This window comes from Actinomycetospora chibensis (genome assembly GCF_028737215.1).
GTDB classification, from domain to species: Bacteria; Actinomycetota; Actinomycetes; order Mycobacteriales; family Pseudonocardiaceae; genus Actinomycetospora; species Actinomycetospora chibensis.
Map to the genome: position 1 here is coordinate 133,533 of NZ_JAQZAM010000007.1, position 23,401 is coordinate 156,933.

A 23,401-nucleotide genomic window follows, 5' to 3' on the forward strand; every position below is an offset into this window, starting at 1 on the left:
TCTCTACGGGCGCGGCTGCGGGGGACGGTCGAGCTTGGCCGAGTCCGGCACCTCGCCACCGAAGACGAGCGCGGCGGTCAGCCCGCGGCCCTCGTCGTTGCCGGTGGTGGAGCCGTAGTAGTACGTGCCCGGTCCGCCCAGGTTGAGCCGCGCCGTGCCCTTGGAGTGGTTGACCATCCAGATGATCTTGGGGTCACCGTTGTTGGGCAGCACCGCGCAGTGCGTGTTCTTGTCGTCGTTGATCAGCGTGAGCTCGATCTCGCCACCGTGCGGGAAGACGAGGATCGAGGGCTCCCAGACGAGCTGGTCCTCCGGGATGCGGACCGTGGCCCGCATGACCCCGTCCGATCCCTCCTCGGCGTAACCGATGCCGCCGGTACCGAGCAGTCGGCCCAGGGCCGTCCTGTTCTGTCCGTCCAGTCCCGCTGCATGCAGCTCGGACTCGCGATCGCTATCCGTGGCCGTCATCGGCCATCCCTCCTCGTCACTAGCGGACTTCCTGCTCGTGGTGGCACGGCCACCACGTGAACCAGCCCGGCCCTTCCGTCGTCGACGGTCACGCGGGCTCGGGACGACCGGGAGCTGTGTGCTCTCCCGGCCGGACGAGCCGCGTGCCCTCGACCCGGCGGACGGCGGGATCGACGTGCGGGGAGGAGGAGGCCGTGCTGCCGGAGCTGATGCGCCCCGGCGCGAGCGCGTCCGTGGACGCATGCTCGGGCACTCCCATGTGCTCCTCCTGGCCGTCGCCGTCCCGGGGACACCTCGGAGACGGCGTACAGCAGGTGCCGCCACGATCCCGGAGGACCGTCTGGCCGAGGGTCTCGACCGCTGGGCGGCAGGACACGACGTGATCGACGACGAGCGGAGCCAGTCGGTCGACCAACGGTGTGTGCTGAGCCACAGGTGACCATAGGGATGCGGTCCGTGATCGGCAAGGGTCCGATCGGTCCGTCGGCGCTCTCGATCACGGCGATCCGGCCCTTCCGACCGGGCTCGCCAGGGGAAACGACGGCGACCGAGAAATCTCGACGGCGTTCCGACTTCCGGAATCGGGGCCCTGTGGATCACGGCTCGTCGCGCCCGCGCAGGGCACCTGTCCAACCCGCCAGTTTCCTCGTCCCGAGGTGTCCCGGGTCACCGCGCGGAGCTATGGTCGCGGCAGGGCGATGCCGGCGACGGGGACCGACATGGGGTCCGGCAGGAGGTCGATCGGTGGGCAGTTTCGCGGCGGCCGAGGCACTCGCCCAGCTGGACGGCCCGGGGGACGACACCGCCAGCGTCGAGATGAAGTCGCTGCTCGTGCCCCCGGCCGGCGCGGCGGCCGAGGCCCTGACGGGACGTCCGTCCCCGACGTGGAGCGTGCGCGAGTCCTACCTCGTCGACACCCCCTCGCTGGACCTGATCCGCGCCGGCGTCGAGATCCGCCTGCGCCGCCGGGCCCGCGGGCGCTTCGACCTCTGCGTGTCCACGCGGCATGGCGGCACCGGGCGGCCCCCGGCGATCCCCCGGGGCGCGCGCGTGGAGTACGACGTCGTGCCGGGGGGCGTGTGGCAGGACATCGAGGTGCGCCGCGAGATCGATCGCGCCGCGGCCGCCGCGGTGATCGCAGGCTCGGCCGAGTCGCGGCAGTTGCTCTCGCCCGCCCAGAAGACGTGGGCCTGCGGCGGCGGCAGCGAGACCGTCGACGACGACCTGCTCAAGGAGCTCCTGGTCCACGGCCCGCTGGTGGTGCGGCGGGTCAAGGTCGCGGCGGCCGAGGGGCTGAGCCGGGCCGACCTCGAGCACTTCCGGTTTCCCAGCGGACGGGAGCTCCTCGAGCTCTCCACCCGGTGCTGCCCGCCGGAGGTGGTCGCCACCGCGGCGGCGTTCGAGCGGCTGATCGCCGAGCGCGACGTCACCTGCGCGGGGGAGTACGTCCAGAAGACCTCGGTGTGGGCCGACGAGGTCGGCTACCACGCCGGTCGCTGACTCTCCCGCGCCCTGACTCTCCCGCGCCCTGACTCTCCTGCGGCCTGACTCTCCTGCGGCCTGACCCTCCGGTGCCCCGGCCCCGAACGAGCACCGGCCGGGTGGTGGCGCGTGTGGCTACCGGGGCTCGTGGTGCGCCCGGGATACCGTGACGGCATGGCCGGGCGGACCGAGACACCAGACAAGCGCGCGTCCCGTAGCCGCCCGTTGACCGGCGGCCGGACGCCCCGCCGCACCGGCGCCGGCCCGCAGACCCCGACCCGGTCGCCCCAGCAGCGCCCGCCGTCGAAGGGTGGGCGGCGTCCCACCGGCGGGTCGAAGGGCCGGACGACGAAGGGTCGTGCGCCCGTACGACGAGGCGGACCCGGGCCGATCGTGCGCACGCTGCACGGTGGCTGGGTGCTCACCGCGCGCGGCCTCGGGTCCCTGGTCCGCACCCTGGGACGTGCCCGGGACGTCGACGCCGCCCACCGCCGCGACGGTGTGGCTCTCGGGCTCGTGGTGCTCGCCGTCCTCACCGCCGCCGGGGTGTGGTGGGGGGCCGGCGGCCCGGTCGGCGCGGGCCTGGACATCGGCCTGCGCACGATCATCGGCGCGGCCGCCCTGGTCCTGCCCGTCGTCCTGCTGGGCGTCGCGGTCATCCTCCTGCGCACCGACCCGGTGCCCGAGACCCGCCCGCGCAGCGTCGTGGGCGCGCTCCTGCTGGGCGTCGCCGTGCTCGCCGTCTGGCACCTGGTCACCGGCTCACCCCGTGACCTCGGCGGTCGGCGCGCCGCCGGGGGCGTGATCGGTGCCGTCGTCGCCGACCCGCTGGCCCGCGGCGTCACCACCTGGATCGCCGGCATCGTGCTCGTGCTCGTCGGGCTCTACGGCCTGCTCGTGCTCACGGGCACCCCCGTCCGCGAGGTCGGCGAGCGCCTGCGCGCCCTCGTCACCGGCGAGTACCCCGACGACGAGTGGGGTGGTCCCGAGGACGTCGACGTCGACGGGGACGACGGCACGGCGCCGACCACGCGGATCCGCCGTCGGCGTCGCGGGGAGGACGCCGCCGAGGACGACCCGGACCCGGACGCCGCCGCGCACCCGGCCCGCCACCGCGAACGCACCCCGGGCGCGGTGCCCGACCTCACGACACCTCCCGAGGGTGCTGCGGCGGTCGTCGCCGAGCCCGAGGCCGCCGCCCCCGCGCCGCCCGCGAAGAAGCGCAGGCCCGCCGCGGCGGCACCCGCCGCCGTGCCCGACGTGACCGCGCCGCCCGAGACCGAGCCCGACCCGCAGGCCGCGGCGTCGTTCAGCTCCCAGCGCGAGCCCGGCGAGGACGACGACTACCGCCTGCCGCCGCCCGACCTGCTGATCCCCGGCGACCCGCCCAAGGCCCGCAGTGCGGCGAACGACGCGATGATCGAGGCGATCACCGGGGTCCTCGAGCAGTTCAAGGTCGACGCGGAGGTCACGGGGTTCACCCGCGGTCCCACCGTCACCCGGTACGAGGTCGAGCTCGGGCACGGCGTCAAGGTCGAGAAGATCACCGCGCTGCACCGCAACCTGGCCTACGCCGCCGCGACCGACCGGATCCTGCTGCTCGCCCCCATCCCCGGGAAGTCCGCGGTGGGTATCGAGGTGCCCAACGCCGACCGCGAGATGGTGCGCCTGGCCGACGTCCTGAACTCGCCGACCGCCCGTGCCGAGACCCACCCGATGGTCATCGGGCTCGGCAAGGACATCGAGGGCCGGATGGTCACGGCCAACCTGGCGAAGATGCCCCACCTGCTGGTGGCCGGCTCCACCGGGTCCGGCAAGTCGAGCTTCGTCAACTCGATGCTGGTGTCGCTGCTCACGCGGTCGACGCCGGACGAGGTCCGGATGATCCTCATCGACCCGAAGATGGTCGAGCTGACGCCCTACGAGGGCATCCCGCACCTGATCACGCCGATCATCACCTCGCCGAAGAAGGCGGCCACCGCGCTGGCCTGGCTGGTCGAGGAGATGGAACAGCGCTACACGGACATGCAGGCCAACCGTGTGCGGCACATCGACGACTTCAACCGCAAGGTGCGCTCCGGGGAGATCACCGCGCCGCTCGGCTCCGAGCGCGTCTACCGGCCCTACCCGTACATCATGTGCATCGTCGACGAGCTCGCCGACCTCATGATGACCGCCCCGCGCGACGTCGAGGACGCGATCGTCCGGATCACGCAGAAGGCCCGCGCCGCCGGCATCCACCTGGTGCTCGCGACGCAGCGCCCGTCCGTCGACGTCGTCACCGGCCTGATCAAGACCAACGTGCCGTCGCGCCTGGCGTTCGCGACGTCGTCGCTGACGGACTCGCGCGTGATCCTCGATCAGCCCGGCGCCGAGAAGCTCATCGGCATGGGCGACGCCCTCTTCCTGCCCATGGGTGCGGGCAAGACCAACCGCCTGCAGGGCGCGTTCATCGCCGACGACGAGATCAGCGCCGTCGTCGAGCACTGCAAGGAACAGGCCGACCCGGACTACACCGAGGGCGTCACCACCGAGGCCGCCGGCGAGAAGAAGGAGATCGACGCCGACATCGGCGACGACCTCGAGCTGCTCGTGGCCGCGGCGGAGCTGATCGTCACCAGCCAGTTCGGGTCGACCTCGATGCTGCAGCGCAAGCTGCGCGTCGGCTTCGCGAAGGCCGGGCGGCTCATGGACCTGCTCGAGACCCGCGCCGTCGTCGGACCGTCCGAGGGCTCGAAGGCCCGCGACGTGCTGTTCAAGCCCGACGAGCTGCCCGACCTGCTGGCGTCCCTGCGGGGCGAGCCGGCGCCGTCGGCGGGCGGGGGCGAGGCCGACACCCGCGTGCCGGACGACGACATCTGAGGGGCCTCGTCGTCCGCCGCCGCGGACCCGGTCGGGACGCTTCGGAAACCGAAGCGTCCGCGGGAGAACTCGCGGCGAGCGGCCGATCCCGCGCCGCCCTACAGGTCGAGCAGCATCCGGCTGTTGCCGAGGGTGTTCGGCTTGACGTAGGCGAGGTCGAGGAACTCGGCCACGCCCTCGTCGGCCGAGTGCAGCATCTCGGCGTAGACCTCGGGGGCCACCGGCGAGCCCTCGATCTCGCGGAAGCCGTGCTGCTGGAAGAAGGGGAGCTCGAAGGTGAGCACGAACAGGCTGCGCAGGCCGAGGGCCCGCGCCTGGGCCACGAGCTCCTCCACGAGCGCGTGGCCGATGCCCGCGCCCTGCATGCGCGGGTCGACGGCGATGGTGCGGATCTCGGCGAGGTCCTCCCAGAGCACGTGCAGCGCCCCGCAGCCGACGACCTCCCGTCCGCGCACCGCGACCCGGAACTCCTGGACCGTCTCGTACAGGGTGACCAGGGGCTTGCGCAGCAGGATGTTGTCGTCGGCGAACGAGTCGACCAGGGTCTTGATGCCGCGGACGTCGGCCGTCCGGGCCCTCCTCAGCAGGACCGGCGCGGCTGTCTCGGGCGAGGGGCTCACCGGACGCTCACACCGGCGGAGGGTAGGCCAGTCCCCGGGCCGATAGGCTGGGCAGGTGGTCGAGAGCTCCCCCGGTACCGATGAGCGTCCCCCACGGGTCTCGCTCGTGACCCTGGGGTGCGCCCGCAACGACGTCGACTCCGAGGAGCTGGCCGGTCGGCTGGCCGCGGACGGGTGGGACGTCAGCGCCTCCTCCGACGGAACGGACGGGGACGCGGACGTCGTCGTCGTCAACACCTGCACGTTCGTCGAGCAGGCGAAGAAGGACTCGGTCGACGCCGTCCTGGCCGCGGGCGGCGGCAACGCCCGGGTCGTCGCGGTCGGCTGCATGGCGGAGCGCTACGGCGCCGAGCTCGCCGAGGCGCTGCCCGAGGCGGCCGCGGTGCTCGGGTTCGACCACTACGGCGACCTGCCCTCCCGGCTCGACGACGTCCTCGCCGGGCGGCCCCTCGCGTCGCACACGCCCAGCGACCGGCGCACGCTGCTGCCGATCAGCCCGGTGAAGCGGCCCGAGGCCGTGCGCGACCAGAGCATCCCCGGCCACGAGTGGGTGCCGACCGTGCCGCGGCAGCGCCTCGACGACGCCCCCGTGGCCCCGCTCAAGCTCGCCTCGGGGTGCGACCGGCGCTGCAGCTTCTGCGCGATCCCCTCGTTCCGCGGCGCCTTCGTCTCCCGCGACCCCCGCGACGTCGTCGCCGAGGCCGCCTGGCTGGCCGACCACGGCGTCGCCGAGGTCCTGCTGGTCAGCGAGAACTCCACGTCCTACGGCAAGGACATCGACGCCCGGGGCGCCGCCGGGGGCGCGCTCGAGCGCCTGCTCGGCGAGCTCGCCGCCGTGCCCGGGCTGCGGCGCGTGCGCGTGTCGTACCTGCAGCCGGCCGAGGTGCGCCCGCCGCTGCTGTCCGCCATCGCCCGCACGCCCCGGGTGGCGCCCTACTTCGACCTCTCGTTCCAGCACGCCAGCGCCGCGGTGCTGCGCCGGATGCGGCGCTTCGGGTCGCGCGAGACGTTCCTCGCGCTCTGCCGTGAGATCCGCGCGCTCGATCCCGAGGCGGGCATCCGGTCGAACGTCATCGTCGGCTTCCCGGGCGAGACCGAGGACGACCTCGCCGAGCTCGAGGCGTTCCTCTCCGAGGCCGAGCTCGACGCGGTCGGGGTGTTCGGCTACTCCGACGAGGATGGCACCGAGGCGCTCGGCCTGCCCGACAAGGTCGACCCGACGGAGATCGCCGCGCGCGTCGAGCGAATCACCCAGCTCGCCGAGCACGTCGCGGAGGACCGGGCCGCGCGTCGGGTCGGCACCACCGTCGAGGTGCTGGTCGAGCGGTACGACGCCGAGGACGACTGCTGGGTGGGGCGCGCCCCGCACCAGGGCCCGGACGTCGACGGCGAGTGTCGCCTGGAGGGCGATCCCGAGCTGCTCGACGGGCTCGACCCGGGTGTCGTGGTCCGGGGAACGGTCACCGACGCCGAGGGGATCGACCTGGTGGTCGAGGCGCTGGCCGTCGTGACCGACGGTGCCGGCACCGAGCCCGCGTCCGACCCCGCCACCGGTGCGCCGGTCGGTGCCGGAGCGTGGTGACCGACGCCGGCCCGGGCGGACCGACCACCCCGACGGGCGTGGTCGCCCCCGTGCCACTGGTCAACATCGCGAACGGGCTCACCGTGGTGCGCCTGCTCCTCGTGCCGGTGTTCCTCGTCGTGCTGTTCGTCGACCACGGCCAGAGCTCCGCGTGGCGGTGGGGCGCGTTCGCCGTGTTCGCCTTCGCGTCGCTGACCGACACGTTCGACGGTGAGTTCGCCCGCCGCTGGGGCCTCGTCACCGACTTCGGCAAGATCGCCGACCCGATCGCGGACAAGGCCCTCACCGGCGCCGCCCTGGTCGGGCTGTCGATGCTGGGGGAGCTCGCGTGGTGGGTGACGATCACCATCGCGGTCCGCGAGCTGGGGGTGACGCTGCTGCGGTTCTGGGTGCTGCGCCACGGCGTGATCCCGGCGAGCCGCGGCGGGAAGATCAAGACGGTGGTGCAGACGCTCGCGCTGGGGCTCGCGATCATGCCGTTGCCCGTGGTGCTCGAGCCCGCGGTCGCGGTGCTGATGGTCGCCGCCGTGGTGGTCACGGTCGTCACCGGCTTCGACTACCTCATCCGCGCGCTGCGCCTGCGTGCGCGGGCGAAGGCCGGAGCGACGGCGGTCTGACGGCGCGGTCTACCGGGGCGGGGCGTTCGCCCTCGGCGAACGCGGCGGGGATCGCGACACGCTCCCTGATCGTCGCGCGTCGGTACGGTGAACGGACACGGTCGTCGACGGCCCTCCCTCCGAGGTGCCGCCAGGGGAACCCCGCGCGGCCGGTGGTGGGAGGTGTGGCATGTCGCTGCTGTTGCGGGAGGCCATCGGCGGGAGCATCCGCCGTGCCCGGACCGAGCGTCGCCGCACGTTGCGTGACGTCTCGAAGGAGGCGCGCGTGAGCCTGGGCTACCTCTCCGAGATCGAGCGCGGGCGCAAGGAACCGTCGAGCGAGCTGCTCGCCGCGATCTGCGAGGCGCTCTCCCTGCCGCTGCCCGAACTGCTCGACGAGGTGGCCGACGTCCTGCGTCCCGCCCCGCGCCCGGTCCCGGCCGGGGTCGGTGCCGGCGCTCCGCGGGGCTTCGGGGACGCGCCCGGGGTGGACGCCGCGCTGCGCTCCGCGGTCGAGGAGGCCTTCGAGCCCACGACCTCCGGGGACGACGCCTCGGCCGGCATGTCGGCCAGTATGTCCGCCACCCTCCCGACCCCGCCGGAGCCCGAGGAGCCCGCCGCGCCGCGCACGGTCGCGCTGCCCGAGCCCGAGGGCCTGCCGCAGCGTGACTCCGACGAGGAGGTCGTGGCGCCCGTGGAGGGGGCGACGACCGTGCGTCTGGTCGGTCTGGCGGGCGGTGTGACCAGCGGTCCGCGGTCGCACGTGGTGCGCGCCGCGGCCTGAGCCGTGTGATCGGTGTGAGCGTCCGGCTCGCGTGATCGTCGCCGATGGGCGGGTCGGTGGAAGCCTCCGCGAGGAGGTGAGACGATGGTCGGGAGACCAGGCGCGGCTGTCGCGGCCTGAGCCGTATCGACGTCACGAGTTGGGCGGGAGCAGATGGCCAACCCCTTCGTCAAGGCCTGGCGGTACTTCCTGGCCGCGTTCTCCTCGAAGATCGACGAGAACGCCGACCCGAAGGTCCAGATCCAGCAGGCCATCGAGGACGCACAGCGTCAGCACCAGACGCTGTCGCAACAGGCCGCGTCGGTGATCGGCAACCAGCGCCAGCTGGAGATGAAGCTGAACCGTCAGCTGGCCGACATCGAGAAGCTGCAGGCCTCGGCGCGGCAGGCGCTGGTGATGTCCGACGACGCGCGCTCCAAGGGCGACGAGGAGTCTGCGCGGCGCTACGAGCAGAGCGCCGAGCAGTTCGCCTCGCAGCTGGTCACCGCGGAGCAGAACGTCGAGGACCTCAAGACGCTGCACGACCAGTCGATCGGCGCGGCGCAGCAGGCCAAGCAGGCCGTCGAGCGCAACGCCAACATGCTGCAGCAGAAGATCGCCGAGCGCACCAAGCTCCTCAGCCAGCTCGAGCAGGCCAAGATGCAGGAGCAGGTCTCCGCATCGCTGCGCTCGATGAGCGAGGTCGCGGCGCCGGGCAACACGCCGTCGCTCGACGAGGTGCGCGACAAGATCGAGCGGCGGTACTCCACCGCGCTCGGTCAGGCCGAGCTGGCGCAGAACAGCGTGCAGGGCCGGATGCTCGAGGTGGAGGAGTCCACCCGCGACTTCGCGGGCAAGAGCCGCCTCGACCAGATCCGCGCCTCGATGGGCGGGGGCGCGCAGATCCCGGCCGGGCAGGCGGCCCAGCCGCAGGTCCAGCCGGCGCAGCCGACGCAGGCCCAGCCCGCGCCCGCGGCGCAGCCCACCCAGAACACGCAGGCCCCGCGCCAGTACTGAGTACTGAAGCTCCGGTCCCGGAGGTCATCCGCGCCGGGCCGCTGTGAAGCGGCCCGGCGTGGTGCCGGTGACGCGGCGGAAATGCCGGGTCAGGTGCGGCTGGTCGTGGAACCCCGCGGCCGCCGCCACCTCGGCCGGCGGCATCCCACCGAGCACGAGGCGGCGCGCGAGGTCGGCGAGGCCGGGGTCGCGGGGCGCTGAGGCGCGCTCGTCGCCGAGGTGGGCCGCGAGCCGCTCGGTGATGAACGCGAGCCGGCTCTGCGCCGCCAGCTCCTCACCGGGGTGGGCGAGCGCGCGGTGCAGCTGGTCGATGCGCCGGCGCAGCACCGGGTCGTCGAACGCCGGCCGGTCCACCGCGCGCCCGGTGAGCGAGGGGCCGTGCAGGGCGGTGTCGTCGAGGTAGACGACGCGCTTGCGGAACCCGCCGGGACGGGCCGAGCGCCCGTCGTGCGCGACGTGGGGCGGCAGCAGCGTCACCGACGACGGCAGCGCGCCGTGCTCGTGGCGGTCGAGGTCGTAGCGGACGGCGCCGTCGTCGACGATCAGCAGGGTCCACGCGTCGTGGGTGTGCGACGGATAGGCGTGCTCGGTGAACCGCGCGTGGAACACCTCGGTGACCCCCGGGACCTCCGGGCGCCAGGCGCGGACGTGCTCGGCCGGGCCAGCCATGCCAGGAACGTACAAGACCGGCGCGGTCCGCCCCGGTGACGCTGAGCCGGTGAGCAGCGCATTCGACACCAAGATCGCCGTCGTCCTGCGGGACGACCTCGCGGGCTGGCAGGCCCTCAACGTCACCGCGTTCCTCGTCAGCGGGATCACCGCGGCGACCCCCGAGCTGGTCGGCGAGCCCTACGCCGACGCCGACGGCACCGCCTACCTGCCGATGCTCGGCCAGCCGGTGATGGTCTTCGCCGGCGACGCCGGGGTGGTGCGCGCCGCCCATGGGCGCGCCCTCGGCCGCGGGCTGCGCATCGCGGTGTTCACCGCCGACCTGTTCGCGACGGGCAACGACGCCGACAACCGCGCCGCGGTGGCCAAGGTCGGTCGCGACGACCTCGACCTCGTCGGCCTCGCGGTGCACGGACCCCGCAACGCGGTCGACAAGATCGTCAAGGATGCGCGGATGCACCCGTGAGGTCGTTGTCGAGGTCGTGGAGTTGCTTCGGTTTCCGAAGTGTTGCGGCGAACTGGCGTCGTCCCCGAGCAGTCGATGCTGCTCGCTAGTAGCGGGCCTGACGGCCCGACTGCTGCTGGGGCCGGCGACCACGCCGCCGCTCGAGCGGGGGGTGCGGTCCGGGCTGGCAGGTGGGGCAGAAGTAGGCGATGCGGTCCTCGCGGTCCGGCGAACCATCGTCCTGCCCCGCGGTCCGCACGACGTCGCGGCACCGGCGGCACCCGCGCCCACCCCGCTCGAACACCCAGTGCTGGGCGTTCCCGCCGAGGTCGCCGGTGGTCGACTGCTCGGGGCGCCAGGCGTTGCGCTCGAGCAGCTTGCGGGCCCAGGCGACGGCGTCGTGGACCTGCCGGTCGGACAGGTCGCCGACCGTCGTCCACGGCGACACGCCGATCAGGAAGCAGATCTCGGCCTTGTAGAGGTTGCCGACCCCGCAGGCCACCCGCTGGTCGAGCAGGGCGGCGCCGAGCTCGCGGGCCGGGTCGGCGCGCAGGCGCCGTTCGATCTCGGCGGCCGCGTCGGGCCCCCAGTCGTCGCCGAGCAGGTCGGGCCCGAGGTGGCCCACCCAGGTGTCCTCGTGCGCGGTGGGCAGCAGGTCGAGGTCGTGCAGCCGGTAACCGACGGCGACGCGATCGGGCACCTCGAGGATCGCCCGGATCTGGTGGTCGCCACCCCCGCGCCAGGGACGGCCCGGCCGGTAGAGGTGCCACGTGCCGTCCATGCGGAAGTGGCTGTGAAGGCTCGTGGCGTCGTCGAAGCGGGTGAACAGGTGCTTGCCGACACTGACCACCTCGAGCACGGTGCGCCCGGCGAGATCGTGCTCCACGAGACGCGGGTGCCGCAGCTCCCCGCGCGTCAGCGTCGCGCCGGCCAGCGCGTCGTGCAGGCGCTTGCCGGCGAGGAAGACGGTGTCACCCTCGGGCACGTCGCCATCGTCCCACCAGGTCAGTCGTCGGGCCGACCGACGCGGACCTCCTGGTCGCCGACGCGGTCGCGCGGGTCACCGGCCACGTCGATGGGTCGGAGAGCGCCGGCGAGCCGCTCACGCAGCGCGCTCAGGTCGCGGGTGTGCGGGTCGCGCGGATCGGTGGTCGCCCGGTCGACGCTCTGCAGCACGTCGACCAGCTGCTCGACCAGGCCGCGGGCCTCCGCGCCCAGCAGCCCGAGGTCGTCGCTGTCGAGGGCACGCGTGACGGTGCCTGCTCGCAGCGCGGCGGTGGCCTGGCGGACCGCCACCACCGGGGTGTCGTCGCTCGACATGGAGCCCTCCCGGACACGTCGTCGGGTCCTGGAGGGAGGAATGCCACGGACGGGGCGCGACACAAACCCCCGGGCTCAGCTCTCCCTCATCAGCTCGCCGGGCGTCGCCAGCACGAGCGGGCGGTCGAGGGTGTCCTGGCCCGGGACGACGTGGACGGCCGCGGGCCGGGCGCCCGCGAGGCCCGCGATGAGCAGGACGGGGCGCTCGGCACCGGGGTCCGCGGCGAACCCGCCGTCGGGATCGACCGGGATGACCGCGAGCTGCCGGCCGTCATGACCCACGAGCGTCACGCGGGCCCCGGTCGCCGGGGCGCCGTGGTCGTGCAGGACCCGGCCGCGGACCAGCGCCGGCGCGGCCGGCACCTCGGGGGCGTCGTCGGAGGGGGCGTCCCCGAACGACTCCACGTGTCGGGCCGGGTCGGGCAGGGAGGGCACGGCGAGGCTGACGAGCAGGGCGAGGACGGCGCAGCCCGCGGCGATGATCAGCGTGGTGCGCAGCGCCGCCAGCGAGGGCACGAGCGTGCCCTCGACCGGCACGGTCGACGCCGAGAGCACGACCGCCGCGACGGCCGAGGCCGTCGACGTGCCGATCGAGCGCATCAGGGTGTTGAGGCCGTTGGCGGCGGCGGTGCGGGTGGTCGGCACCGCCCGCATGATCAGCGCGGGGAGCGCGCCGTAGGCCAGCGCGACGCCGGCCCCGATCACGGCGATGACCAGCGAGACCTGCCAGGCCGCGGAGAGCAGCATGGTGCCCGCGCCGTAGGCCCCGGCGATGATGACCAGGCCGATCTGCAGCGAGGTCCGTGGACCCCAGATCGTCGAGATGCGGGCGGTCACCGGCGACATGGCCATCATGACGAGGCCGTTCGGGGCGAGGGTGAGCCCGGCGACGAGCAGGCTGAGCCCGAGACCGTGGCCGGAGGCGACCGGTGCGGAGAGCAGCTGCGGGAAGACGACCATGCCCGTGAACATCGCGACGCCGACCGGGATCGAGATCAGGTTCGGCAGCAGGACCGCGCGCCGGACGTTGAGGCGCAGGTCCACCAGCGGGTCGCGCACGCGCAGCTCGTAGAGCGCCCACCCGACGAGGGCGACGACGGCGACGCCCGCCGAGCCCAGGGTCGCGGCGCTGGTCCAGCCCCACTCGGCGCCCTTGGAGACGGCGAGCAGCAGGCCGATGAGGCCGATCGAGAGCCCGACCGCGCCGCCGGTGTCGAAGCGTCCGCCGGAGCGGGTGGTCGACTCGGGGATGATCACGGCGACGAGCGCGAGGCCCGCGAGCCCTAGGGCGCCCGCCACCCAGAACAGGGCGTGCCAGTCGGCGATCTCGACGATCACGGCGGCCAGCGGGAGGCCCAGGCCGCCGCCGATGCCCAGCGTCGCGCTCATCAGCGCGATCCCGGACCCGAGGCGCTCGGGCGGGAGCGTGTCGCGCATGAGGCTGATGCCCAGCGGCACCGCGCTCACCGCGACGCCCTGCAGGGCGCGGCCGACGAGGACGGGCACGAGCTCCGAGGTCACGGCGCAGAGCACCGAGCCGACGACGAGCAGCCCGAGCGTCGCGAGCAGGACGCGACGCTTGCCGATCATGTCGCCGAGCCGGCCGGCGATGGGCGTGGCCACCGCCCCCGCGAGCAGCGTCGCGGTGATCACCCAGGAGGCGGTGGCGGACGTCGTCGAGAGCAGCTGGGGGAGCTGCGGAACGATCGGGACGACCAGGGTCATGCACAGCGCCGCGACGAGCCCGACCGACGACAGGACCGAGACCACGAGCGCCGGGCGGGGAGCCGCGCGGCCCGCTGCGGCGTCCACCGACTCCGGAGCGCCGGTGTTCGGCACGCATCCTCCCGGAGGACGTGAGGGGTAATTGGCTGTACCAACTAACTGGGCCGAACCAACTGTAGACGGCGGGCATTCCTCGGGACACGTGTCTCTTGTCGCGCCCCGCGTCCGGTCCGCGCGGTTGCCGTCACCGCGTCCGTGCCGATCCGCTACGGTCCGTGAGCATGATCGCGTCTCGACGGAGCGCCGCGGCGCTGGTCATCGTGGCCGCCCTCGCGCTCGGGGCCTGCGGCACCGGGGGGAGCGGAGGCGCGGGGACGCCGACCCCGCCCGGGACGACCCCGCCCGCGCCGAGCCCGGCCGCCGCACCCACCGGTGACCCCGGGCTGCCGCGCCGGCTCGCCGAGCAGAGCACCGGGGACGCGGCGTTCGCGCGGCTGGCGGAACTGCAGCGGATCGCGGACGCGAACGGCGGCAACCGCGCGGCCGGCTCGCCGGGCTACGACGCCAGCGTCGAGTACGTCGCGGGCGAGCTGCGCCGGGCGGGGTTCCGGGTGGAGACGCCGAGCTTCCCGTTCGACACCTTCGCCGTGGACGGCGAGTCCCTCACCGTCGCCGGGGCGCCCGGTCCGGCGGTCACCGCGCTCACCTACTCGCCGTCGACCCCGCCGGGCGGCGTCACCGCGCCGCTCGTGGTGGCCCCGGACGCGCCGGCCGACCCGACGCCGGGCTGCGAGGCGACGGACTACGCCACCCTGCCGGCCCGTGGCGCGGTCGTGCTCGTGCGCCGCGGCTCGTGCACGTTCACGCAGAAGCAGCAGGTCGCGGCGGAGGTCGGGGCGGCGGCCGTGCTCGTCGGCAACAACGCGCCGGGCCCCCTGGGCGGCACGCTCGGCTCCGTCGCCGAGGGCCGCCTGCCCACCGGCGGGCTCCTGCAGGCCGACTTCGACGGGCTCGTCGCCCGCGGCGGCACCCCGGTCGGCCTGACTCTCGCCACACGCTCGGCGACGGTGACCACCCGCAACGTGATCGCGCAGACCACCACCGGGCGCGGAGACGAGGTGGTCATGAGCGGCGCCCACCTCGACTCCGTCCCGCAGGGACCCGGGATCAACGACAACGGCTCCGGATCGGCCGCCCAGCTCGAGCTGGCGATGCGGATGGGCGGTGCCCCGCCGGTGACCAACGCCGTGCGCTTCGCCTGGTGGGGCGCCGAGGAGAACGGCCTGCTCGGGTCGACGGCCTACGTGCAGGGCCTGACGCCCGAGGCGCGCCGCGACATCGCGGTGCTGCTCAACTCGGACATGCTCGCCTCGCCGAACCCCGCCTACCTGATCTACGACGGCGACGACTCCGACCGAGAGGGCGCGCCGCCCGGACCGACCGGGTCCGACGGCATCGAGCGGACCCTCGCCGCGGCGCTCACCGCCACCGGCGTGTCGCCGCGCGGCACCGACTTCGACGGCCGCTCGGACTACGGGCCCTTCGTGGAGGCGGGCATCCCGTCGGGCGGGCTGTTCACCGGGGCCGAGGAGGTCAAGACCCCGGAGGACGCCGCGCTGTGGGGCGGCCAGGCCGGCGTCCCGTTCGACCGGTGCTACCACCAGGCCTGCGACACCGTCGCCAACATCGACCGCGTCGCCCTCGACCGCATGCTCGACGCCCTCGCGGTCTCGCTGGGCACCTACGCGGTCGACCTCGGCGGGCCGAACGGGGTCCCGTCGCGGGAGCAGCGCCAGACACGCTGACGACGCGCTAAGGTTGCGCATCCCGCAACCCGAGGTGGCTCCGCCCTCGCGCCGCACCCGCCGCCCGGTCGCCACCGTCCGACCGGAGAGGATGTTCCTCGATGGCACGCACCGACGGCGACGGCGACGGCAAGGAGCCCGCGCTCGTCCGTTCGGTCGATCGCGCGGTCACCGTGCTCGAGATCGTGGCGGCCCGTGGCGAGATCGGCATCACCGAGCTGGCCGACGAGCTCGGGGTGCACAAGTCCACGGCCTCGCGGCTGGTGGCCGCCCTGGCGCGTCGCGGGCTGCTCGAGCAGAAGGGCGACCGGGGGCGGATCGCCCTGGGCTTCGGCGTCGTCCGCCTCGCGGCAGCGGCGACCGGCAGCATGGACCTCGCCCGTCTCGGCCAGCCGACCTGCCAGCAGCTCGCCGAGGTGGTGGGCGAGACCGTCAACCTCGCCGTGCACGACGGCGAGGCGGCCATCAACGTCGCCCAGGAGTTCGGGACGTCGTCGGTGACCACCCGCAACTGGGTCGGACGACGCACGCCGCTGCACGCGACCTCGGCGGGCAAGGTCCTGCTCGCGTACATGAGCGACGCCGACCGCCGGGCGTTCCTGCGCCGGCGCCTGCCCCGCTACACCGAGTCGACGATCACCGAGGCGGCCGCGCTGCGCGCCGAGCTCGCCCGGGTGGTCGACGAGGGGAACGCGCGGTCCTTCGAGGAGCTCGAGGTGGGCCTGCACGCCGTGGCCGTGCCCGTGTGGGGTGCGGGCGACGTCGTCGTCGCCGCGCTGAGCGCCGCCGGCCCGGCCTACCGACTGCCGCGCCGCCGGGCCCGCGCGATCGTCCCGGACCTCCGAGCGGCGGCCGAGGAGCTCTCGACCCGGCTGGGCTGGGTCGGCACCTCGTCCTGACGTGGCGGCGCCTCGCGGTCCTGGTTCGGTGAGCTACCTCGCCGAAGGCCGGCGTCGCTCGTCGCCGGCCAGGGGGAGTGAGGTCAGCCGAGGTCCGGGTGGTCCTTGACCCACCAGAGGAACTGGCGGGCGTGGTCGAGGTCGACGAAGCGGTGGCCGACGAGCTCGACGAGCAGGTCGTTGCTCCAGTGCACGAGCCGCCCGATCGTCTGCCCCGTCGTCGCCGGGGCCGGGAGCTCGAGGCCGAACACCCGGCGGGCGATCTCGCGCTTGCCGCCGGCCGGGCTCGAGTAGACCAGGATCGGCAGGAACCGCTCGGGCTCGGCGATGCAGAGCACACGGGTCAGCATCGACTCGCGGAAGCCGGGCATGGCCGGCGGCTCGTCCGAGGTGATCAGCGTCGTGAGCCGGTCCTCCTGCGCCGCCGGCTCCTCGCCGCGGAGCAGGTACTCGATCACGCCGCGGAACGCCTCGGCCGCCTGCTGGTTGCCGAGGGCCTTCCACTCGTCGTTGAAGCGGCTCATGTTCCCGGGCCTCGCCACGACCTTGCTGTTGGCGAAGTCCTTGAGCGCGACCGGCGTGGTGTAGGGGAGGGCGTCGGCCTCGAACGCCTGCCGGTAGACGTCGCGGTAGAGCCCGGCCTCGGGGTCCGGGCGCGGGAAGTCGGCGAGGAACTCCTTGCGCAGGCTCTCCAGGCGCACCAGGGCGCCGGGCGCCACGTCGTCGACGGTCGGGAAGCGGCGCCGGGCCATCTCGACGCCCTCCACCGGGCGGGCGCTGCGGGCCGGCCGCGAGCTGCCCGGGACCGACGTCCGTGTCCGGGGCGCGGTCGCGCCGGGGGTGGTCGAGCGGGGAGTGGTGGTGCGGGTCGTCGTGCTGCGCGACCGCGTCGTCTGGCTGATCGCTCGGGGTGAGATCGGCTTGGCGCCGAGCACCCACTCGTGCCCGCAGCTGGTGCAACGCATCATGTTGCGCCCGTCGTCGGCCATCCCGAGGTACTCGGCCGCGGACTGTTCGCACGTGGGGCACGCCAGCGCCATACCGCTCCCTGCTGTTCGCCTGCTCGCTGTCGGCGCCCACCCTAGGCCCGCAGGCGCAGGCCCTTCGGGCTGTGCCGGAAGCCGGCGTCGGTGAGCACCTCGGCCAGGATCCCGTCGAGGGCTCCCGAGCCGTCGGCCCTCTCGACGGCGATGCCGCCGAGCCAGCCCTCGTGCACGGCCGTGGCCAGCGCGGACGCGGCGGCGGCGAGGGCGTCGCGCTCGCCGGTGAAGCTCAAGAGCGACTTCCCGCCCCGCTCCACGTAGATCGCCGGCTCTCCGTTCGCGAGCACGACGAGGGCCCCCGCCTTGCGCCCCGGACGATGGGAGTTGTCCCCGGTCGTGGGCGGCCACTCGAGCGCGGCGCCCCACGGCTGGGCGGGGTCGGTGGCGGCGAGGACGAGGGCGCTCGGCGCGCCACCGTCGTCCTCGAGGCGCGATTCGGCCCGCAGCCGGTCGATCGCGCCGGGCACCGCGAACTGCGCCGCGCCCAGGCCCTCGATGACGTAGCCGCGCCGCGCACGGCCCGACTCCTCCATCGCCCGCAGCACCGGGTAGATGCCGGCGAACCCGCCGGTGACGCGCTCGGTGTCGAGCGCGCCACGGGTGAGCACGCCGTGCCGCTCGAGGAACGCCTCGGTGCGCGCCTGGGCCCGCCGGGTCGGCTCCGCCTCGCGGACGGGCACGGCCGACCAGCGACCCTGGGCCGTCGGCGGGCCGGTCCGCGAGGGCATGGGCGCGCGCCCCAGCCGGGCGTAGCGACCCCGCGACGGCGAACGGCGCTGCTTGTGCGCCCCGCCCCGCGAGCCCCCGCTGCCGCGCGACCCGCCGCCGGACACGAGCGCCCGGACCGGCGCGAGCGTGTCGTTGGTGGCGAGACCCGCCCACACCAGGTCCCACAGCGCGGCGACGAGCGTCGCGTCGTCGGGCAGGGCGGTCTCGGCCTCGCCGCCCTCGCGCAGCACCGCCTGCGTGCGCTCGGTGAGCTGGCGGAAGAACAGCGCCCCGCCCGCGTCGAGCGTCTCGCGCAGCGCGCGGTGCAGGGGCGTGTCGACGTGCTCGTCCTCCGGGTCGGGCAGCAGCAGGTCGGCGAGGTCGGTGGGCGCGACCGCCAGCCACCCGTCGCCGCCGGCCAGCGAGCCGCATCCGGTCCACGTGACCTCCCCGGCGCTCGTGAGCTCGTCGAGCAGCGCGGGGGAGTAGCCGGGCAACCGGGCCGGGAGCACGAGGCTCTCGAGTGCGCTGGCCGGGATCGGTGCGCCGGCAAGCTGCTCGACGACGCCCAGGACGTCGTCGGGACCCGGCGAGCGGCGCATCCGCTTGGGCCCGATCCCGTGCCACGAGGGCAGGAAGCGACCCAGCGCCGCCGGCTCGACGGGCTCGACCTCGGCGCGCAGCCGGGCCAGCGAGCCGCGCCGCAGCCGGCGCAGCACCTCGGCGTCGCACACGTCCGGTCCGGTGGCCGGCAGGTCGGCCGGCACGCCGGGCAGCGGCGGGGCACCCTCGGGACGCAGCTCGCCGCGCATGAGCCGGCCGGACGACACCAGGCGGTCGACCACCCCGCCGACGACTGCCGTGCCGAGGGCGAAGCGGTGGGCCGCGGCCGCCACCGGGAACGGCCCGCGGGTGCGGGCGAAGCGGGCGATGAGGTCGCCCAGCGGATCGGCCACCGGCTCGGTGAACGCCTCGGGCACGCCGACCGGAAGGCCGGCGCCGAGGGCGTCGCGGAAGCGGCCCGCGTCCTCGATCGCGATCCAGCGCTCCTCGCCGGCCACCCGCACCCGGATCGCCCGGCGCGCGGACTCCAGCTCGGTGAGCCACGGCTCCTGCACGCCGCGGGCCCCTGCCTCGGCGGTGGTGAGGTCGCCGACGAAACGCAGCAGGTCGGCCGTGCCCTCGGCGTCGCGGACGTGGCGCTCCGGGTCGGTGCGCTGCAGCTGGCCCTCGATCTCGGCGAGGACGTCGCCGTCGAGCAGCTCGCGGATCGCCTCCGACCCCAGGAGCTCGGCGAGCAGCGTCGAGTCGAGCGAGAGGGCGGCGGCGCGGCGCTCGGCCAGCGGGGCGTCCAGCTCGTAGAGGAACATCCCGACGTAGCCGAACATCAGCGTGCGCGCGAACGGCGACGCGCTGCTGGTGGCCACGTCGACGACCTGCACCGCCCGCGAGCGCACGTCGCGCATGAGCTCGGCGAGCCCCGGGACGTCGTAGACGTCCTGCAGGACCTCGCGCATCGTCTCGAGCACCACCGGGAACTGCTCGAACCGGCTCGCGACGCTCAGCAGCTGGGCGGCCTTCTGGCGCTGCTGCCACAGCGGGGTGCGCCGGGTCGGGTCACGCCGCGGGAGCAGCAGCGAGCGGGCCGCGCACTCCCGGAACCGCGCGGCGAACAGCGCGGAGTTGCTGACCTCGGCCGTGACCACCTGCTCGACCTCGTCCGGGTCGAGCAGCACGTCCTCGGCGCCCGGCATGATCTCCTCGCCGGCGTCGTCGAGGGCCTCGGGCAGCCGCAGGACGATGCCGTCGTCCGCGCTCGCCGCGGACACCTCGAGGCCGCGCGTCTCGCGGAACCGCGCGGCGATGGCCAGCGCCCACGGCGCGTTGACCTGCGCGCCGAAGGGGGAGTGCACCACGAGACGCCAGTCGCCCAGCTCGTCGCGGAAGCGCTCGACGACGATGGTGCGGTCGCTGGGGACGTGGCGCGTGGACTCCTTCTGCTCGCGCAGGTAGGTCAGGAGGTTCGACGAGGCGTTGGCGTCCAGCCCGGCGGCCTCGGTGCGGGTGTGGGCCGCCTCGTCGTCGGCCGCGGCGACCTCGCGCACGAACGCCCCGAGCGCGCGGCCCAGCTCGAGCGGGCGGCCCGGCGCGTCGCCCTTCCAGAACGGCATCCGCGCCGGGACGCCGGGCGCGGGCTCGGCGACGACGCGGTCGCGCGTGATGTCGAGGACGCGCCAGCTGGTGGACCCGAGCAGGAAGGTGTCGCCCACCCGGGACTCGTAGACCATCTCCTCGTCCAGCTCGCCCACCCGGGACCCGCCGGTGCCGCCCTCGCCCGAGCCGGGCGTGACCACCGTGTAGAGCCCGCGGTCGGGGATCGTGCCGCCGCTGGTGACCGCGAGGCGCTGCGCGCCGGGGCGCCCGGCCAGCTGGTCGGTGACGCGGTCCCAGGTGATGCGCGGGCGCAGCTCGCCGAAGTCGTCGCTGGGGTAGCGCCCGGCGAGCATGTCGAGCACGGCCTGCAGCGCGGAGTCCGGCAGCCCGGCGAAGGGCGCGGCGCGACGGACCAGCGAGGTGAGGTCCTCGACCGACCACGGCTCCATCGCCGTCATCGCCACGACGTGCTGGGCGAGGACGTCCAGGGGGTTGCGCGGGTAGCGCATCGCCTCGATCTGCCCGCCGGCCATGCGCTCGGCGACCACGGCGCACGAGACGAGGTCGCCGCGGTACTTCGGGAACACCACGCCCTCGCTCACGGCGCCGACCTGGTGGCCCGCGCGCCCGACACGCTGCAGCCCGCTGGCCACCGACGGCGGCGCCTCGACCTGGATGACGAGGTCCACCGCGCCCATGTCGATGCCCAGCTCGAGGCTCGACGTGGCCACGACGCAGGGGAGGTGCCCGGACTTCAGCGCCTCCTCGACCTGCGTGCGCTGGGTGCGGCTCATCGAGCCGTGGTGGGCGCGGGCGACGATCACCTCGGCGGGCTCGGCCGTCCCCGACTGCCCGACGGCCTCGGCCGGGAACGCGCTCCCGACGACCGGCGCCAGTTCGTCCGCCTCGTCGTCGGTGTCCAGCTCCACGGGCGGACGCTCCGCGTCCGCGGCGTGGGCACGCTCGGTGGCGAGCTCGTTGATCCGCGCGGTGAGCCGCTCGGCGAGGCGTCGGGAGTTGGCGAACACGATGGTCGAGCGGTGCTCGCCGACGAGGTCGAGCACGCGCTCCTGCACCGCGGGCCAGATCGAGGCCTTCTGCGCCGCGCCGGCGGCCGAGCCCTCGACCTCCTCCTCGACGCCGGGGCCGGAGGCGTTGCCGCCGCCGTCGAGCGCCGCCATGTCCTCGACCGGCACCTCGACGCGGACCTGCACGGTCTTCGCCGTCTCCGGGTTGACGATCCGCACCGGGCGTCCGCCGCCGAGGAAGGACGCGACCTCGTCGACCGGGCGCACGGTGGCCGAGAGCCCGATGCGCTGGGCCGGGGCGTCGAGCAGGGCGTCGAGGCGCTCGAGGCTGAGCGCGAGGTGCGCCCCGCGCTTGGAGGCGAGCACGGCGTGCACCTCGTCGACGATCACCGTGTCGACCCCGCGCAGCGACTCGCGCGCCGCCGAGGTGAGCAGCAGGAACAGCGACTCGGGCGTGGTGACGAGGATGTCCGGCGGCGTGCGGTTGAAGCTGCGCCGTTCGTCGGCGGGGGTGTCGCCGGTGCGGGAGCCGACCGTGACGTCGGGCTCGGTCATCCCGAGGCGGTGCGCGGCCTGGCGCAGCCCGGCCAGCGGGGAGCGCAGGTTGCGCTGCACGTCGACGGTGAGCGCCTTCATCGGCGAGACGTAGAGGACCCGGCAGCGGCGCGTGGCCTCCTCGGGCGGCGGCGTGGTGGCCAGCCGGTCGAGCGCCCAGAGGAACGCCGCGAGCGTCTTGCCCGAGCCGGTGGGCGCCACGACCAGCGCGTGCTGCCCGTCGGCGACCGCGTCCCACGCGCCCTCCTGCGCGGCGGTGGCTCCCTCGAACGCGCCCGTGAACCAGTCGCGCGTGGCGGGGGAGAAACGATCGAGGACGGCCGCGGGCCGCCGGGGGGCCGAGCCGTCGGAAGGGGACACGACCCCATGGTGCCCCGCACCTCCGACAACGACGCGGGCGAGCACTAGCGTGGCCTGGTGAGAATCGCGCTGGCCTTCCAGGGCGGCGGCAGCCACACCGCCTTCACCGCGGGCGTGGTGTCCCGGCTCGTCGAGCGCGGGGCCTTCGACGGCCACGAGATCGTCGCGGTCAGCGGCACCTCGGGCGGGGCGATCAACGCGCTGCTGACGTTCGCGGCGCTGCGCGACGACCGGCGCGACCGCATCCCGGCCGACCTCGAGGACTTCTGGGAGGACAACGCCGCGAGCGGGCTGCTCCAGCGCCTCGGCAACGCCGTCGCCGTGGGCGCCGGCGTCGCCCAGAGCCTCGGCCTCGCGCCGCCGCTGAACCCCTACCTCGTGCCCCCGGCGTTCGACGGCCGCGAGGAGTTCCGCCGGCTGCTGCGACGCCACGTCGACTTCGACGCGCTGGACGTCCCGGATCTCGACGCCCGACACCCGCGCCTCGTCCTCGGCGCCGTGGACGTCCGTAGCGGCGCGTTCCGCGCGTTCGACAGCCGCCGCGACCGCATCACCCCGGACACCGTGCTCGCCTCCGCGGCGATCCCGACCCTGTTCCGGGCGATCCATGTCGACGGCGGCGCCTACTGGGACGGGCTGTTCTCGCAGAACCCGCCGGTCGCCCCGCTGCTCGACGACGACCCCGACGAGCTCTGGGTCGTCCAGATCAACCCGACGCGGCGCGACGACGAGCCGGGCACGACCCTCGACATCGCCGACCGCCGCAACGAGCTCGCCGGTAACCTCTCGCTCTACCAGGAGCTCGCGTCGATCGAGAAGATCGACCAGCTCCTCGCCGCCGGCACGCTCACCGCGGCCAGCGGGTACCGGCAGGTCGCCGTACGCGTGCTCGAGCTCGACCGCTCGATCGTCTCCGGGCTCCTCGGCGCCGCGTCGAAGGTCAACCGCGACGTGGTGTTCCTGCGCGACCTGCGCCGGCGCGGCGGCGAGCAGGCCGACGTCTTCCTGACCTCGCTGCGGTTCGAGGAGGCCTGGAACGGGGGCGACGTCGAGCGCCTCCGGACCCTGCTGGCCGGCGCGCGCCTCGTCCTCGAGCCCCCGTTCGGGCGCGCCACCGACGACGTCGCGGTCGTGCTCGCCACCGCCGTCGTCCGCGACGTCACGCGCAAGGAGCTCGTCGGCGAGGAGGTCGTGTGGCGGGTGGCGGCCTCCGGGACGCCCGGCGTGCTCTCCGTGACCTTCGACGCCGGGCGGCTCGTCTCGCTGCACCTCGGCCCCGTGCCGGAGGACGAGCGGTGAG

17 protein-coding genes and 1 pseudogene are annotated in these 23,401 nt (G+C 74.6%); 10 read left to right on the forward strand and 8 right to left on the reverse strand.

What is annotated here, in order from left to right:
* Positions 1-3: 3 nt before the first annotated feature.
* Positions 4-468 (reverse strand): MSMEG_3727 family PQQ-associated protein, encoded by a 465-nt coding sequence (locus PH189_RS12785; RefSeq protein ID WP_274189172.1) that lies wholly within the window; start codon positions 466-468, stop codon positions 4-6.
* 744 nt (positions 469-1,212) lie between these two features.
* Here PH189_RS12785 and PH189_RS12790 point away from each other — a divergent pair.
* Complete coding sequence (locus tag PH189_RS12790) at positions 1,213-1,968, forward strand: hypothetical protein (RefSeq protein WP_274189173.1); 756 nt, start codon at positions 1,213-1,215, stop codon at positions 1,966-1,968.
* Between the two features lie 156 nt (positions 1,969-2,124).
* The gene (locus PH189_RS12795; RefSeq protein ID WP_274189174.1) at positions 2,125-4,812 is read left to right on the forward strand and encodes a DNA translocase FtsK; all 2,688 of its coding nucleotides are present in this window, start codon (positions 2,125-2,127) and stop codon (positions 4,810-4,812) included.
* A gap of 98 nt (positions 4,813-4,910) precedes the next feature.
* On the opposite strand, the gene PH189_RS12800 is transcribed toward PH189_RS12795, so the two are convergent.
* Positions 4,911-5,432 (reverse strand): amino-acid N-acetyltransferase, encoded by a 522-nt coding sequence (locus PH189_RS12800; protein ID WP_274189175.1) that lies wholly within the window; start codon positions 5,430-5,432, stop codon positions 4,911-4,913.
* A gap of 55 nt (positions 5,433-5,487) precedes the next feature.
* On the opposite strand from PH189_RS12800, the gene rimO reads away from it, so the two are divergent.
* The 4 genes and pseudogenes from rimO (at position 5,488) to PH189_RS12820 (ending at position 9,390) form a co-directional block, all read left to right on the forward strand.
* On the forward strand, positions 5,488-7,014 hold the full coding sequence (rimO, locus tag PH189_RS12805) for a 30S ribosomal protein S12 methylthiotransferase RimO (RefSeq protein ID WP_274189176.1): 1,527 nt from the start codon (positions 5,488-5,490) through the stop codon (positions 7,012-7,014).
* The gene (gene pgsA / locus PH189_RS12810) at positions 7,008-7,631 is read left to right on the forward strand and encodes a CDP-diacylglycerol--glycerol-3-phosphate 3-phosphatidyltransferase (RefSeq protein WP_274189177.1); all 624 of its coding nucleotides are present in this window, start codon (positions 7,008-7,010) and stop codon (positions 7,629-7,631) included. Before rimO ends, pgsA begins: the two co-directional genes overlap by 7 nt.
* A 169-nt stretch (positions 7,632-7,800) precedes the next feature.
* Positions 7,801-8,016: pseudogene (locus tag PH189_RS12815) on the forward strand (helix-turn-helix domain-containing protein); the annotation flags it as partial.
* Between the two features lie 531 nt (positions 8,017-8,547).
* Positions 8,548-9,390, forward strand: a complete 843-nt coding sequence (locus tag PH189_RS12820) for a PspA/IM30 family protein (RefSeq protein ID WP_274189178.1) — start codon at positions 8,548-8,550, stop codon at positions 9,388-9,390.
* Between the two features lie 24 nt (positions 9,391-9,414).
* Here the strand turns inward: PH189_RS12820 and PH189_RS12825 are convergent, their stop codons facing one another.
* Positions 9,415-10,059: an AraC family transcriptional regulator gene (locus tag PH189_RS12825; RefSeq protein ID WP_274189179.1), complete on the reverse strand. Its 645-nt coding sequence runs from the start codon at positions 10,057-10,059 to the stop codon at positions 9,415-9,417.
* On the opposite strand from PH189_RS12825, the gene PH189_RS12830 reads away from it, so the two are divergent.
* Complete coding sequence (locus tag PH189_RS12830) at positions 10,058-10,525, forward strand: DUF2000 domain-containing protein (protein ID WP_274189180.1); 468 nt, start codon at positions 10,058-10,060, stop codon at positions 10,523-10,525. The genes PH189_RS12825 and PH189_RS12830 overlap by 2 nt on opposite strands.
* A gap of 85 nt (positions 10,526-10,610) precedes the next feature.
* On the opposite strand, the gene PH189_RS12835 is transcribed toward PH189_RS12830, so the two are convergent.
* From PH189_RS12835 to PH189_RS12845, 3 genes are all read right to left on the reverse strand, one after another.
* Positions 10,611-11,489, reverse strand: coding sequence for a DNA-formamidopyrimidine glycosylase family protein (locus PH189_RS12835; protein ID WP_274189181.1), 879 nt, complete (start codon positions 11,487-11,489; stop codon positions 10,611-10,613).
* A gap of 20 nt (positions 11,490-11,509) precedes the next feature.
* Positions 11,510-11,824 carry a hypothetical protein gene (locus PH189_RS12840; RefSeq protein ID WP_274189182.1) on the reverse strand — a complete coding sequence of 105 codons (315 nt, stop codon included), beginning with the start codon at positions 11,822-11,824 and terminating at the stop codon, positions 11,510-11,512.
* A 75-nt stretch (positions 11,825-11,899) separates the two neighbouring features.
* A complete protein-coding gene (locus PH189_RS12845) occupies positions 11,900-13,663 on the reverse strand; it encodes an MFS transporter (RefSeq protein ID WP_274189183.1) in 1,764 nt (587 codons plus the stop codon).
* A 167-nt stretch (positions 13,664-13,830) separates the two neighbouring features.
* Here PH189_RS12845 and PH189_RS12850 point away from each other — a divergent pair, with 167 nt between their 5' ends.
* Together PH189_RS12850 and PH189_RS12855 are read left to right on the forward strand one after the other, a co-directional pair.
* Positions 13,831-15,354 carry a M28 family metallopeptidase gene (locus tag PH189_RS12850; RefSeq protein WP_274189184.1) on the forward strand — a complete coding sequence of 508 codons (1,524 nt, stop codon included), beginning with the start codon at positions 13,831-13,833 and terminating at the stop codon, positions 15,352-15,354.
* A gap of 101 nt (positions 15,355-15,455) precedes the next feature.
* Positions 15,456-16,253: an IclR family transcriptional regulator gene (locus tag PH189_RS12855; RefSeq protein WP_274189185.1), complete on the forward strand. Its 798-nt coding sequence runs from the start codon at positions 15,456-15,458 to the stop codon at positions 16,251-16,253.
* A gap of 83 nt (positions 16,254-16,336) precedes the next feature.
* Here PH189_RS12855 and PH189_RS12860 read toward each other — a convergent pair whose 3' ends face one another.
* The gene (locus tag PH189_RS12860; protein ID WP_274189186.1) at positions 16,337-17,293 is read right to left on the reverse strand and encodes a hypothetical protein; all 957 of its coding nucleotides are present in this window, start codon (positions 17,291-17,293) and stop codon (positions 16,337-16,339) included.
* Positions 17,294-17,334: 41 nt separating this feature from the next.
* Positions 17,335-22,101: an ATP-dependent helicase gene (locus PH189_RS12865; RefSeq protein ID WP_274189187.1), complete on the reverse strand. Its 4,767-nt coding sequence runs from the start codon at positions 22,099-22,101 to the stop codon at positions 17,335-17,337.
* 57 nt (positions 22,102-22,158) lie between these two features.
* On the opposite strand from PH189_RS12865, the gene PH189_RS12870 reads away from it, so the two are divergent.
* Positions 22,159-23,400, forward strand: coding sequence for a patatin-like phospholipase family protein (locus tag PH189_RS12870; protein ID WP_274189188.1), 1,242 nt, complete (start codon positions 22,159-22,161; stop codon positions 23,398-23,400).
* The last annotated feature ends 1 nt before the right edge of the window (position 23,401 follow it).

What these genes read in the sequence shown, in the direction of transcription:
- PH189_RS12785 (WP_274189172.1), bottom strand. Translation starts at nt 468, where the DNA reads ATGACGGCCACGGATAGCGATCGCGAGTCCGAGCTGCATGCAGCGGGA.
- PH189_RS12795 (WP_274189174.1), top strand. Translation starts at nt 2,125, where the DNA reads ATGGCCGGGCGGACCGAGACACCAGACAAGCGCGCGTCCCGTAGCCGC.
- PH189_RS12820 (WP_274189178.1), top strand. Translation starts at nt 8,548, where the DNA reads ATGGCCAACCCCTTCGTCAAGGCCTGGCGGTACTTCCTGGCCGCGTTC.
- PH189_RS12830 (WP_274189180.1), top strand. Translation starts at nt 10,058, where the DNA reads ATGCCAGGAACGTACAAGACCGGCGCGGTCCGCCCCGGTGACGCTGAG.
- PH189_RS12825 (WP_274189179.1), bottom strand. Translation starts at nt 10,059, where the DNA reads ATGGCTGGCCCGGCCGAGCACGTCCGCGCCTGGCGCCCGGAGGTCCCG.
- PH189_RS12840 (WP_274189182.1), bottom strand. Translation starts at nt 11,824, where the DNA reads ATGTCGAGCGACGACACCCCGGTGGTGGCGGTCCGCCAGGCCACCGCC.
- PH189_RS12850 (WP_274189184.1), top strand. Translation starts at nt 13,831, where the DNA reads ATGATCGCGTCTCGACGGAGCGCCGCGGCGCTGGTCATCGTGGCCGCC.
- PH189_RS12855 (WP_274189185.1), top strand. Translation starts at nt 15,456, where the DNA reads ATGGCACGCACCGACGGCGACGGCGACGGCAAGGAGCCCGCGCTCGTC.
- PH189_RS12860 (WP_274189186.1), bottom strand. Translation starts at nt 17,293, where the DNA reads ATGGCGCTGGCGTGCCCCACGTGCGAACAGTCCGCGGCCGAGTACCTC.